This window comes from Corynebacterium endometrii (genome assembly GCF_004795735.1).
In the GTDB taxonomy this organism is placed as follows: domain Bacteria; phylum Actinomycetota; class Actinomycetes; order Mycobacteriales; family Mycobacteriaceae; genus Corynebacterium; species Corynebacterium endometrii.
Genome location: NZ_CP039247.1, coordinates 2,255,895 through 2,268,908, shown reverse-complemented (window position 1 = coordinate 2,268,908; position 13,014 = coordinate 2,255,895). Strand labels below are relative to the sequence as shown.

Sequence of the window (13,014 nt, the reverse complement as noted above, 5' to 3'; positions counted from 1 at the left end):
CCATCATCGAGATTCCCGACCTAAGGCTTGGCCTGTGGCATGTCCGCCGGGGTTTGTGTCTGTCCGCACATTGAAACGTCAAGGTGGTGAAGGTCTCTCCGATTGTAGCCGCAAGTGGGCAGTTGGAGAAGCCCCTCCGCAAAACTGTTTTCGTAAACTTGCCGTCCGCGAATCGACGCCGGCGCTCGCGGATGTCTACGGAGGGCGCAAAGAGGGTAAAAGCCGGCTCGGTGCAACTTTTTAAATAATTTTTTTAGCGCTTTGACCTGGCATTTTATACAGTGTGGGGTGAAAAGTTGAGCGAAGCGGGAACAACTTTGCCCACGGCGCCGTTATAAGAGTTGAGTGACCGCCGCTCAGGTTTGATGGCAAGCCCGCGTGGACTTCTGTTAGAGTGGCATCCGTACTCGGCAGAAGTTGAGTCACCATAAATCAACTTCCAAGAAATTCAACAAAATCCAACTTTTCACAAGGAGACATCATTATGGGACGCGCAGTAGGTATTGACCTCGGTACTACTAACTCCGCTATTTCCGTTCTCGAGGGCGGCGAGCCAACCGTTATCGCCAACTCTGAGGGCTCCCGCACTACCCCTTCCGTGGTGGCATTCGCGAAGAATGGTGAGATTCTCGTTGGCCAGTCCGCCAAGAACCAGGCTGTCACCAACGTTGACCGCACCATCCGTTCCGTCAAGCGCCACATTGGTACTGACTGGACCATCGACATTGATGACAAGAAGTACACCCCACAGGAAATCTCCGCTCGTACCCTGATGAAGCTGAAGCGTGACGCTGAAGCTTACCTGGGCGATGAGGTTACCGATGCGGTCATTACCGTTCCTGCTTACTTCGAGGACTCCCAGCGCCAGGCAACCAAGGAAGCCGGCCAGATCGCGGGCCTGAACGTCCTGCGTATCGTTAACGAGCCAACCGCGGCGGCGCTGGCCTACGGCCTGGAAAAGGGCGAGCAGGAGCAGACCATCCTGGTATTCGACCTTGGCGGCGGCACCTTTGACGTCTCCCTGCTGGAGATTGGTGACGGCGTTGTAGAGGTCGTGGCAACCGCCGGTGACAACCAGCTCGGTGGTGACGACTGGGATCAGCGCATCGTTGACTGGCTGGTAGACAAGTTCAAGTCCGCTAACGGCATCGACCTGACCAAGGACAAGATGGCCCTGCAGCGCCTGCGTGAGGCCGCCGAGAAGGCAAAGATTGAGCTGTCCGCTTCCCAGCAGGCAAACATCAACCTGCCTTACATCACCGTTGACTCCGAGAAGAACCCACTGTTCTTGGATGAGACCCTCTCCCGCACCGAGTTCCAGCGCATCACCCAGGACCTGCTGGACCGCACCAAGGAGCCGTTCAACCAGGTCATCAAGGATGCCGGCATGTCCGTCGGCGAGGTTGACCACGTTGTTCTGGTTGGTGGTTCCACCCGTATGCCGGCCGTGTCCGAGCTGGTCAAGGAGCTGACCGGCCGCGAGCCAAACAAGGGCGTTAACCCTGATGAGGTAGTTGCGGTAGGCGCGGCGTTGCAGGCCGGCGTTCTGCGCGGCGAGGTTAAGGACGTCCTGCTGCTGGACGTGACCCCACTGTCCCTGGGCATTGAGACCAAGGGTGGCGTTATGACCAAGCTGATTGAGCGCAACACCACCATCCCTGCGAAGAAGTCTGAGACCTTCACCACCGCCGAGGATAACCAGCCTTCCGTGCAGATCCAGGTCTTCCAGGGCGAGCGTGAGATTGCCTCCGCCAACAAGCTGCTGGGCTCCTTCGAGCTGGGCGGCATTGCCCCAGCCCCACGCGGCGTTCCTCAGATTGAGGTCACCTTCGACATTGACGCCAACGGCATTGTCCACGTAACCGCTAAGGACAAGGGCACCGGCAAGGAAAACACCATCAAGATTCAGGACGGTTCCGGCCTGTCCCAGGAAGAAATTGACCGCATGGTCAAGGACGCCGAGCAGCATGCCGAAGAGGACAAGAAGCGTCGTGAGGAGCAGGAGACCCGCAACACCGCGGAGACCACCGCTTACCAGACCCGCAAGTTCCTCGATGAGAACGGCGACAAGGTTTCTGAAGACACCAAGACCAAGGTCACCGAAGCTGCCGACGCCGTTGACGAGGCCCTCAAGGGTGATGACATCGAGGCAATCAAGTCCGCAGTAGAAAAGCTGTCCACCGTATCCCAGGATATGGGCAAGGAAATCTACGAGGCTCAGGCCGCTGAGGCTGGCGCCGCGGATGCAGCTGCAGCCCAGGGCTCCCAGGATCCAAACGTGGTGGACGCAGAGGTTGTCGATGAAGACGCCGACGCCGATTCCGCTAACGAGAACAAGGATGAGAAGTAAAAGATGACTCAGCACAACGGAATGCCAGATAACCCAGGCGACCCGGAGCACACCGACCCAGAGGCTACCTCGGCTGACCGTGCTGAAGCGGCGGCAGAGGAGGCCCAGGCGGCGCAGCGGCCTGAGGCTTCGGCCGACGATCTTGACCCAACCCTTGACGCCGACTTGGAAGAAGCCCTCGCCGATATCGACGAGGAGCTCGCCGAGAAGGAAGCCGCGGATGACGCAGTAGCCGCGGACGCTGAAGCCGAGCCGGACCGCGATGGTGACGGCGAAGTGGATGCAACCGAGGCGCTGCTCGCGGAGCGTACGGAGGACCTTCAGCGCCTAGGCGCCGAATACGCTAACTACCGACGCCGCACCGAGCGCGAGCGCCAGGGCGTCATTGACGGCGCAAAGGCCTCCGTGCTGGGCAAGTTCCTCCCAATTCTTGACGATCTTGATTTGGCTCGCCAGCACGGCGATCTGAACGAAGGGCCGCTCAAGGCAATCTCCGACAAGCTCGCCGCCGCGCTCGACGCAGAAGGGCTCAAGCCTTTTGGTGAAGAGGGCGAGGCGTTTGACCCGGAGATCCATGAGGCCGTGCAGGACCTTTCCTCCGGCGGTGAGCAGGTGTTGGGCACCGTCCTTCGCCGCGGCTACCGCGTGGGCGAGCGCGTAGTGCGCACCGCGATGGTAATCATCGCCGACGCACCAACGCCCGCCCCGGCAGACGGTTCCGCCCCTGAGGGTGATAGCCCACAGGGGGACGAGGCTCAGGCCGAATAATTTCTCGATGGCGCCCGGTAGCACTGCTTTACCCGGCGCCATTTTTCATAAGACTAAAACCAATATTTCGACAATTACTCTTCCTCGGAAAGGAGGGATGACCTGTGAGCGCTAAGCCAGAATGGGCGGATAAGGATTACTACGCTGACCTTGGGGTTTCTAAGTCAGCGTCCCAGGAAGACATCAAGCGCGCGTACCGCAAGCTTGCGCGTGAAAATCACCCCGATAAAAACCCTGGTGATGCCGCTGCAGAAGAGCGTTTTAAGCGCGCGGCGGAAGCTTACGACGTGGTCGGCGATCCAGCCGAGCGCAAGGAATATGATGACTTCAAATCCATGGTCGCAGGCGGAGGCATCTTCGGCCGGGGAGGAGGCGCCGGATTTCCCGGCGGGTTTCGCTCGTCGGGCGGGGCGCAGGACTTCGACCTCTCAGACCTCTTCGGACAACGATCTGGAGGACCGTCTGCGGGCGGTGGTTTTGGGGATATCTTCGGCGGCGTTTTCAACCGCGGCGGTAGTGCTGGCCACACAGCTAAGCCGTCGCGGGGGGCGGACGTGGAAACGGAAATCGAACTAGATTTCCGCGAAGCGGCCAAGGGAACAACCATCCCGATTCAGCTATCCGGCCAGGCGCCGTGCACTGATTGCCATGGTTCCGGCTCGGAAACCGGTAAGACCCAAAGCTGCAAGGATTGCAACGGCACAGGTTTTACTAGCGAAAACCGCGGCGCGTTTGGGTTCTCCGCGCCGTGCACCACGTGCGGCGGGACCGGCAGCACCATCCCGAACCCGTGCAAGTCCTGCTCCGGCCGCGGTACCGTTCACCGCACCCGCTCCATTACGGTGCGCATCCCCGCGGGCGTGATCGATGGCCAGAAGGTGCGCCTCGCCGGCCAGGGCGAGGCCGGTCCGAACGGGACCCCGTCCGGCGATCTTTTCGTCAAGGTTTCCGTCAAGGCCGACCCGGTCTTCGACCGCGAAGGCGATGACCTGCTGGTGACCGTCCCGGTCTCCTTTGCCGAGCTGGCACTGGGGGATACCATCACTGTTCCTACCCTAGATAATCCCGTCCGCGTCAAGGTCCCCGCGGGCACCCCTGACGGGCGCACGTTGCGCGTGCGCGGCCGCGGTGTGCCCAAGCGGGGTGGCACCGCCGGCGACCTGTTGGTCACGGTCCAGGTGACGGTGCCAAAGAACCTGGATGCCGCGGCTTCCTCCGCGCTGCGTTCGTACGCGCAGGCGGAAAAGGATTCCGGATTTAACCCACGCGCGGGCTGGGCCGGTAACGCATCCAGTTAGGAGGTGAGCATATGAGCAAGCGAAATAGCCAACACCATGGGGAACCGTCTTCCACGATGTACGTGATTTCCGTGGCCGCTGAGCTGTCCGGGATGCACGCGCAGACGCTGCGCACGTATGACCGGATGGGGCTTGTTTCCCCCATGCGCACCCAGGGTGGCGGCCGCCGCTACTCTGACCGGGACATCTCCATGCTGCGCAAGATTCAGGCCCTTTCCCAGGATGAGGGCGTGAACCTGGCCGGCATCAAAGCAATCATCGAGCTGACGGATCAGGTTGACGCGCTCGAGGCCGAGCGCGACGCCCTGGTCGAGGAGGTCGCCCAGCTCCGGGCGGAAAAGGTCCGGCAGCAACAACGCGACCAGCGCGCCCGAGGCGGCGAGCTGGTCCACGTACCGCGATCTACCTCCGTGGTGATGTGGAAACCGCGGCGCGGCCGCCGCGAACAGTAGTCCTAGCGGTTTAACGCCCCTAGCCGGCAATTTATAGCGCTGGCTTGGGGCGTTTGTCGTATCTAAGTATCCCGCGCCCACCGCTTTTACCTGGCCGCCCGAATTTAGCTATCCCCGCAGGAAATTCCCGTCTAACTGTAAGGAATTCCCCGTTGCCAGCCCCCTGACGTTCGGCGCGATGGGCCTCAAATAGTTTTCTAGCGCGAGCCCGCAAAACTAATTACTATGGTCAAAGATTGTGGCGTGGCATGCGTCACTGAATTAAGAATATGTGACCTAACAGCCTTGCTGGGCGGTTGCATGTCACGACCGAGCCGGAGAAAGGGCCTTGATATGACCTTGTACGCGAACCCCAACACCGAAGGCGCGATTGTTGATTATCGCGAGCGCTATGACAACTACATCGGCGGCGAGTGGGTGCCGCCGGCGGGCGGGGAGTACCTCGATAACATCACCCCGGTCACCGGCGAGGTATTCTGCCAGGTCGCCCGCGGTACAGAGGCGGACATCAATGCTGCCATCGACGCGGCGGAGAAGGCCTTCCCAGAGTGGTCCCGCACCTCCCCGGCCGAGCGCGCACTTATCCTCCACCGGATTGCGGACCGCATCGAGGAGAACCTCGAGAAGATCGCCGTGGCTGAGACCTGGGAGAACGGCAAGGCTGTGCGTGAGACCCTCGCCGCGGATATCCCGCTCGCAGTGGATCACTTCCGTTATTTTGCCGGTGCTATCCGCGCCCAGGAAGGCTCCCTGTCCCAGATTGACCATGACACCGTGGCGTACCACTTCCACGAGCCGCTGGGCGTGGTGGGGCAGATTATTCCTTGGAACTTCCCATTGCTCATGGCCGCGTGGAAGATTGCGCCGGCGCTGGCCGCCGGCAACTGCATTGTCCTCAAGCCGGCGGAGCAGACGCCAGCGTCCATTCTGCTGCTGATGGAAATTATCGGTGACCTCATCCCCGCGGGCGTGCTCAACATCGTCAACGGCCTGGGCGAGGAGGCGGGCGCTGCGCTGTCCGGCTCCGATCGGATCGCCAAGATTGCGTTTACCGGTTCCACCCCGGTGGGCAAGATCATCAACAAGGCCGCCGCTGACAAGGTCATCCCCGTCACCCTGGAGCTGGGCGGTAAGTCCCCGTCCATCTTCTTCAAGGACATCATGGATGAGGATGATGAGTACCTGCAGAAGTGCGTTGAGGGGTTCGTGATGTTCGCCCTCAACCAGGGTGAGGTGTGCACCTGCCCATCCCGCGCGCTGGTGCATGAGGACATCGCGGACAAGTTCATCGAGATGGCTATCGAGCGTGTGAAGAAGATCAAGATTGGCCATCCGCTGGACACCGAGACCATGATGGGCGCCCAGGCCTCCCAGGAGCAGATGGACAAGATCTCTGAGTACCTGGAGCTGGGCCCCAAGGAGGGTGCCGAGGTCCTTACCGGCGGCCACGTCAACAAGATCGAGGGCCTCGAGGGCGGCTACTACATCGAGCCGACCGTCTTCAAGGGCACCAATGATATGAAGATCTTCCGCGAGGAGATCTTTGGCCCGGTCCTGTCCGTGACCACTTTCAAGGACTTTGAGGAGGCGATCCAGATTGCGAATGACACCAATTTCGGCCTGGGCGCCGGCGTCTGGTCCCGCCAGCAAAACATCTGCTACCGCGCGGGCCGCGAGATTCAGGCCGGCCGCGTGTGGGTGAACCACTACCATGATTACCCTGCCCACGCGGCGTTCGGCGGCTACAAGGAGTCAGGCATCGGCCGCGAGAATCACCTGATGATGCTGAGCCATTACCAGGAGACCAAGAACATGCTGGTGTCCTACTCCAACGAGCAGGCCGGCCTGTTCTAGGCCCCTTAGGCTTCAACCCCGGCCCCGGGCCAAGTCACCCAGGTGGCTTAGGAACTCCGGGTTGGTGAAGTAAGAACCGTGGTCCCCGCGCAGGCGGGTGGGCCACGGTTTCGCTTTGAAGCCCAAGCCCGCCGGGTCCGCCCCGTGGAGCCCGTCCACCGTGGACGTGGTCAACGCAATGGGATCATCTAACGCGGTGACCGCATGGACCCGGCCCGGCCCGCCGGGGCCCCGAACGTCGAGTTCAGACGCGTTATCCACTCCAACTCCCGGGCTCCCCACGAGGACTAATTCATCCGCGCGCAGGCCACCTCGCGAGGCGGCCTTCCCCGCTACCAGGGAGCCGTAGGAGTACCCCACCACGACGTGCCGGGCAGAGGGGTAACGCCGGGTCAGCGAGCGTTGGAAGCGCCCAAGTTCTTTCCCCGCCGCGGCGGCCGGGCCTGAGGCCACGCCATGGGCAAGGGTAGGGGGAGCGTTGTATCCCATCCATGCCACCACCGGCCCGCCGGTGGCCGCGGCCATCGTTCGGGCGCGTTCCAACGAGCCGTTCCAGCCCGCCGGGTCGGAGGAGCCCACGCCGTTGACGAACGTGGTTACGCTGGCCGGCCGCGTCAACGCGGAGTCCGCCTCCACTCCCGGCGGGGCGACCACTGCGACCAGCCTGCCTTCGGAGGCCTCAAGGATGCGTGCATCGGGGTTGCGTTCCATCAGCGCCACCACTTCCGGGGCGGCGGTGAGCATGTGCAGTTGGTGGATGGCCGCAGTGGTCATACCCTCAAAGTCCTCCAGCCGTGCCGGGGGATCGCCCAGCGCCGGGGTGCATAAGGCATCGATTTCCCGGGCGCACATGAAATCAATGACCTGGCCAATCGCGGTCAGTATTAAGACAGGCCCGCGCAACGCCTCCTTGGAATGGAACTGCCTCGCCAGCCGGAGAAGATCGTCTACCCGCTGGCGCAGCAGGCCGTATTGGGATAGCGTCTGCGCCACCGCGCGCAGGGTTTCGCTGGGCTGGGCGAGCTGGTCCGCGTACGCGCCCAAGTTGCCCAGCGCCACGGTCACCGCCCCGCCGCGCGCCCCGCTGCTAGCAATGGCCTCGATCCCCCGCAGTCGCTCGGCGCGCCGCGCATCGACGCCGGCGGCCGTAGCGGCCAGCATCGCCCCGCCCGCGCGCATAGCCTGGCCCAGTTCCTGATTCATGGATTCACCCCATTAAAGCGCTCACCCAGGTGGGTATCCAGGCCGAAGGCCTCCGTGAAGAAGTGGTGTAGCTGTGATGATTGGTGCTCGCTAGAATTTTCCGGGCCGCTAATGGACGCATCGACGCGCGCCAAGGCCTCCCGCAGGGCCCTGGCCGTGTGGCTATCCGGCATCTCCGGGCGCTCGCAGCGCAGCGTGGGCCAGCCCAGCATCCGCCGGGCGCCGTCTAAGGATTGATCATTGATGATAAGCGTTTCGTTTCTGGTCATGCCCACATCGTCAAATCATTTACGCGCCGCGTCAAGGAAAACCGTCCACGGCGGATAAATCTGTGGATAACTTTGCCAAAGTTCCTTATTCTGGGCCCATGAAACTTGCAGCAGTCCAGATAACCTCAGGCCCAGACATTGAACAGAACCTGGCCTTGGCGCAGGCACGCATCCGAGAGGCGGCGGGGAAGGGCGCCTCGCTCGTCGTGCTGCCCGAGGCCACCTCCCAGGCCTTCGCCTCCGGCCGCCTCGATACCCAGGCCCAGGAGCTTGACGGGCCCTTTGCCACCGCCCTCCACGAGCTCGCAGAGGAACTGGGGGTGTATGTGGTTGCGGGCATGTTCCGCCCGTCGGATTCGGTGGAGCGTGACGGCAAGGTCATCAACCGGGTCTTTAACACCGCGTTGATTACCGGCCCAGGCGTGCATAAGGGTTACGACAAGATCCACACCTATGACGCGTTTGATTACAAGGAGTCTGACACGGTCAACCCGGGCAAGGATCTGGTGACCTTCCGGGTTGGGGAGGTCACCGTGGGCGTGGCCATCTGTTATGACATCCGCTTCCCCGAACAGTTTAAAGAGCTGGCGCGCCGGGGTGCGGACGTAATCGTTGTGCCCACCAGCTGGGCGGATGGCCCGGACAAGCTCCCGCAGTGGCGCCTGCTATCCGCTACGCGTGCGTTGGATTCCACCACGTACATCGCCTGCGCCGGCCAGTCCCGTCCCGGTGGTGCGGCCGAGGGGGGAAAGCCCTCCGGGCCCACAGGCCTGGGGCATTCGGTCATCGTGGCGCCCAACGGCGAGCGCCTCGTGGAAGCCGGCTACGACGATGACATTATCTATGCCGATATCGACCCAGAGGTTGTGGCCACAACCCGCAAATCCCTGCCCGTGCTCAAGTAGCGCTCGGCGCACCAGCACGGGGAAGTAAAACGGGCCGGAGCCCGGGGCGAAGGGCATATAACTTTCACGCCTCGGGCTCCGGGCCGTTTTCGCGGATTCCAGCCGTTGTGCGGCGCCTTTAAGGCACTGCTGCCGAAGGCCGCCTAGAGCAACGCCGCGAGTTGCTCCCGGCGCTTGGCCTGTTCCGCGGGGTCGGGCACGGGTAGGGAGGCCACCAGCTTCTTGGTGTAGGCCTGCTGCGGTGCGCTCATGACCTGCGAACCATAGCCGGATTCCACCAGGTCGCCGTGGTAGAGCACGCCCACCTGGTGGCTGACCATGTCGATCACGGCGAGATCGTGGCTGATAAATAGCGCGGCGAATCCCAGCTCGGCCTGCAGCTGCTGGAAGAGGTCCAGGACCACCGCCTGGACGGAGACGTCCAGCGCGGAGGTTGGTTCGTCGGCAATGAGCAGCTCGGGGTCGAGCACCAAGGCGCGCGCCAAGGACACGCGCTGGCGCTGGCCGCCGGAGAGCTCGTGCGGGAAGCGCGAGGCGTAACTCTTCGGCAGCTCCACCGCCTCGAGCAATTCCTCCACGCGCCTGAGCCGGTCCGCCGCGGAGACCTCCGGCCGGTTGATTACCAGCGGTTCGGCGATGCACTGTTCAATCGTGAAATACGGGTTGAAGGAGGTGGCCGGGTCCTGGAAGACGAAGCCCACGCGCTTGCGCAGGGCCTGCAGGTCCGCGGCTTTTACGCCGTTGAGCTCCGTTCCCAGCACGGTTAGAGAGCCGCCGGTGGTCTCCTCCAGGCCCACCATGGCCCGGCCGATCGTGGTCTTGCCGGAGCCGGATTCGCCCACAAGTCCGTAGACCTCGCCCTTGCGGATGGTGAAATCCACGCCCTTGACCGCGCGGAACGCGGGCGCCCCCAGGCGGCCTGGGTAGGTGATCTCCAGCCCGCGCGCCTCGACGATGACCTCGCGGGATTCCAACTCGGCAAAGTCCGCGTCACTAAACCCCTTGGTCAGGGACTTTTCACCCAGGTGCGGCACCGCGGCCAGTAGCTTCTTGGTGTAGTCCTGCCGCGGGTGGGCAAACAGTTCGCGCGCGGGGGCCTTTTCGATGATCTGCCCCTGGTACATCACGGCCACGGTATCGGCCAGATCGGCCACCACGCCCATGTTGTGCGTGATGATGATAATGGAGGTGCCGTATTCGTCGCGCAGGTTGCGCAGCAGCTGCAGGATCTCGGCTTGCACGGTCACATCGAGCGCGGTGGTGGGCTCGTCCGCGACGATGGTCTTCGCGCCCAGTTCCAGCGCCATGGCGATCATGATGCGCTGTTTCTGGCCGCCGGAGAACTCGTGTGGGAAGCGGTTGATGCGCTTTTCTGGATCCGGAATGCCCACGGCGCGCAGCGCCTTGACGCAGCGGGCCTTGATTTCCTTCTTCTTAATCTTTGGGTCGTGCGCCTTGAGCCCCTCGGCCATCTGCCACCAGATGGGGAACACGGGGTTCATGGAGGAGGACGGTTCCTGAAAGACCATGGACACGTCGTTGCCGCGCATGGCGCGCAGCTGCGAGGCGTTCATGGAGACCACGTCGTTGCCCTCCACGAGCACCACTCCTTCCGACGCCGCCGTGTCCCCCACCAAGCCCAACACGCTGCGCGCGGTTACGGTCTTGCCGGATCCGGATTCGCCGACCAGCGCGACAATCTCGCCCGGCTGGACCTCAAGGTTGACCCCGCGCACGGCGTGCACGAATCCATTATCCGTGTCGAAGCCCACGTTGAGGTTGTCAATGCGCACGCGCGGGTTAGCTGCTTCCTTAGACATTGTTCGCCTCCTGGGTGGTGACCGTATCAATGCGGTTAAGCGCCGCTTGCTGGAAACGCTCGCCCTTCTTGGCCTTGCGGCGGATGCGCAGGCGTGGATCATTAAGGTCGTTGAGGGACTCGCCCACTAGGGTCACGCCAAGGACGGAAAGCACGATGGCTAGTCCCGGGAAGATGGCCGTCCACCAGATCCCGGAGGTCACGTCCGAGATGGAGCGGTTGAGGTCATAGCCCCATTCAGCGGCGGAGGTTGGCTCGATGCCAAAGCCAATAAAGCCCAGGCCCGCGAGCGTGAGGATGGCCTCCGATGCGTTAAGGGTGAAGATGAGCGGCAGCGTGCGGGTGGCGTTTTTGAAGATGTGTACGCCCATGACCCGCCAGTGGGACGCGCCCACCACGAGCGCGGATTCCACGAACGGCTCGGCCTTGAGCCGCACGGTCTCCGCGCGGATGACGCGGAAGTACTGCGGGATGAATACCACGGTGATGGACAGCGCCGCGGCCGCGATGCCGCCGATGGCCGAGGATTGGCCGCCGGTGAGCGCGATAGACATCACGATGGCCAGCAGCAGGGACGGGAACGCGTAGATGGCGTCCGCGATCATGACCATGATGCGGTCCAGCCAGCCGCCGATGTAGCCGGATACAAGGCCCAGGATCACTCCCAGAATCATGGACGCGATGACGGCGGCGATCATCACGGCCACCGCGGTGCGGGTGCCCCACACCACTCGGCTAAAGACGTCGAAACCGGAGACCGTGGTGCCCCAGATATGCTCCGCGGATGGCGGCTGCTGGGTACCGAAGCTGCCGGATTCGTCGCCCGTTTGCTCCCACGTGTATGGCGCGATGAGCGGCGCGAAGAGCGCGGTGAGCAGCAGCGCGGCCGTCAGAATCAGGCCGGTGATGAGCATCGCGCGCTGCAGCCCGGCGGAGCGGATGACGTCCTTGATAATCGGCAGGCGCTTCCACCGCGCGGTTCCCGAGGAAGGCGTTAGTGCATTGGTCATGATTAGTACCTCACTCGCGGGTCGATGAGCGCGGCCACAATGTCCACGATGAAGTTTGTCACCGCGACGATAACGGCCATGAGCATCACGATGCCCTGGACCGCCACGTAGTCTCGCGCCTCCATGTAGTTGACCAGGATGAATCCCAGGCCCTTCCACTCGAAGGTCGTCTCGGTGAGCACCGCGCCGCCCAGGGACAGCGCAATCTGCATGCCCATCACGGTGATGACCGGGATGAGCGCGGGGCGCAGCGCATGCGTGGTCACCAGGCGCCGTTCCTTCACGCCGCGGGAGCGCGCGGACTCCACGTACTGGCGCTCCAGGGTGCCGATCAGGTTGGTGCGCACCAGGCGCAGGAACACGCCGCCGGTGAGCAGGCCCAGCGCCACGGCCGGCAGCACAGCGTGAGAGGCGACGTCCTTGATCAGCGCCACATCGCCCAGGCGCAGCGCGTCTAACAGGTAGAAGGGGGTGGGGTTGGTAATCGAATTGAGGGTGGCTTCGCCGGCGGTGGACACGCGCCCGGCAATTGGCAGCCAGCCCAGCTGGACGGAGAAGACCAGCTTGAGCAGCAGGCCCACGAAGAACACCGGGGTGGCATAGCCGAGGATGGCGAAGATGCGCAGGATGCCATCCGGCCAGCGGTCGCGGAAGTAGGCCGCCACCATGCCCAGCGGCACACCGATGATCAGCGCCACGACCATGCCGTAAAACACGAGCTCGGCCGTGGCCGCGCCGTATACCTTCAGGATCTCCACCACCGGGCGGCCGTCCGTAAACGTGGTGCCAAAATCACCGCGCAGCACGCCGCCGAGGTACTCGAAGTATTGGACGATTAACGGCCTGTCGTAGCCCGCCTCCGCCACGCGCTGGGCCAGCTCCTCCGGGCCCAGGCGCCCGCCGAGCGCGGCCGTGATGGGGTCGCCGGTCGTGCGCATGAGGAAAAACACGGTGGAGACCAAAATGAAGATCGTTGGGAAGATCAGCAAGAAACGGATAAGGACGTAACGAGCGAATCCGCTGTTTCGTTTCTTATCCGTTTCGAGCTTGTCCTCCGCAACCGTCGAACTGGTTGCGATAGTCATG

At 62.9% G+C, this 13,014-nt stretch carries 11 protein-coding genes; 6 read left to right on the top strand and 5 right to left on the bottom strand.

The window, feature by feature from the left end; all coding sequences use genetic code 11:
- Positions 1-484: 484 nt before the first annotated feature.
- The 5 genes from dnaK (at position 485) to exaC (ending at position 6,722) form a co-directional block, all read left to right on the top strand.
- Positions 485-2,350 (top strand): molecular chaperone DnaK, encoded by a 1,866-nt coding sequence (gene dnaK / locus CENDO_RS10240; RefSeq protein ID WP_136141924.1) that lies wholly within the window; start codon positions 485-487, stop codon positions 2,348-2,350.
- Positions 2,351-2,353: 3 nt separating this feature from the next.
- Entirely contained in the window at positions 2,354-3,118 is a 765-nt protein-coding gene (gene grpE / locus CENDO_RS10235) for a nucleotide exchange factor GrpE (protein ID WP_136141923.1), read from the top strand.
- A gap of 104 nt (positions 3,119-3,222) precedes the next feature.
- The gene (gene dnaJ, locus CENDO_RS10230) at positions 3,223-4,416 is read left to right on the top strand and encodes a molecular chaperone DnaJ (RefSeq protein WP_136141922.1); all 1,194 of its coding nucleotides are present in this window, start codon (positions 3,223-3,225) and stop codon (positions 4,414-4,416) included.
- An 11-nt stretch (positions 4,417-4,427) separates the two neighbouring features.
- Complete coding sequence (locus CENDO_RS10225; RefSeq protein ID WP_136141921.1) at positions 4,428-4,868, top strand: heat shock protein transcriptional repressor HspR; 441 nt, start codon at positions 4,428-4,430, stop codon at positions 4,866-4,868.
- 333 nt (positions 4,869-5,201) lie between these two features.
- Complete coding sequence (gene exaC, locus CENDO_RS10220) at positions 5,202-6,722, top strand: acetaldehyde dehydrogenase ExaC (protein WP_136141920.1); 1,521 nt, start codon at positions 5,202-5,204, stop codon at positions 6,720-6,722.
- A 12-nt stretch (positions 6,723-6,734) separates the two neighbouring features.
- Here the strand turns inward: exaC and CENDO_RS10215 are convergent, their stop codons facing one another.
- Together CENDO_RS10215 and CENDO_RS10210 are read right to left on the bottom strand one after the other, a co-directional pair.
- Complete coding sequence (locus CENDO_RS10215; protein ID WP_136141919.1) at positions 6,735-7,925, bottom strand: alpha/beta hydrolase; 1,191 nt, start codon at positions 7,923-7,925, stop codon at positions 6,735-6,737.
- Positions 7,922-8,194 (bottom strand): hypothetical protein, encoded by a 273-nt coding sequence (locus CENDO_RS10210; RefSeq protein WP_136141918.1) that lies wholly within the window; start codon positions 8,192-8,194, stop codon positions 7,922-7,924. The genes CENDO_RS10215 and CENDO_RS10210 overlap by 4 nt, the downstream gene beginning before the upstream one ends.
- A gap of 98 nt (positions 8,195-8,292) precedes the next feature.
- Here CENDO_RS10210 and CENDO_RS10205 point away from each other — a divergent pair, with 98 nt between their 5' ends.
- Positions 8,293-9,099: a carbon-nitrogen hydrolase family protein gene (locus tag CENDO_RS10205; protein WP_136141917.1), complete on the top strand. Its 807-nt coding sequence runs from the start codon at positions 8,293-8,295 to the stop codon at positions 9,097-9,099.
- Between the two features lie 143 nt (positions 9,100-9,242).
- Here the strand turns inward: CENDO_RS10205 and CENDO_RS10200 are convergent, their stop codons facing one another.
- From CENDO_RS10200 to CENDO_RS10190, 3 genes are read right to left on the bottom strand one after another with little or no spacing between them, the layout of a single operon-like run.
- A complete protein-coding gene (locus CENDO_RS10200) occupies positions 9,243-10,919 on the bottom strand; it encodes a dipeptide ABC transporter ATP-binding protein (RefSeq protein ID WP_136141916.1) in 1,677 nt (558 codons plus the stop codon).
- Positions 10,912-11,928, bottom strand: a complete 1,017-nt coding sequence (locus CENDO_RS10195; RefSeq protein ID WP_136141915.1) for an ABC transporter permease — start codon at positions 11,926-11,928, stop codon at positions 10,912-10,914. The genes CENDO_RS10200 and CENDO_RS10195 overlap by 8 nt, the downstream gene beginning before the upstream one ends.
- A gap of 2 nt (positions 11,929-11,930) precedes the next feature.
- The gene (locus tag CENDO_RS10190) at positions 11,931-13,013 is read right to left on the bottom strand and encodes an ABC transporter permease (protein WP_136141914.1); all 1,083 of its coding nucleotides are present in this window, start codon (positions 13,011-13,013) and stop codon (positions 11,931-11,933) included.
- Between the last annotated feature and the right edge of the window lies 1 nt (position 13,014).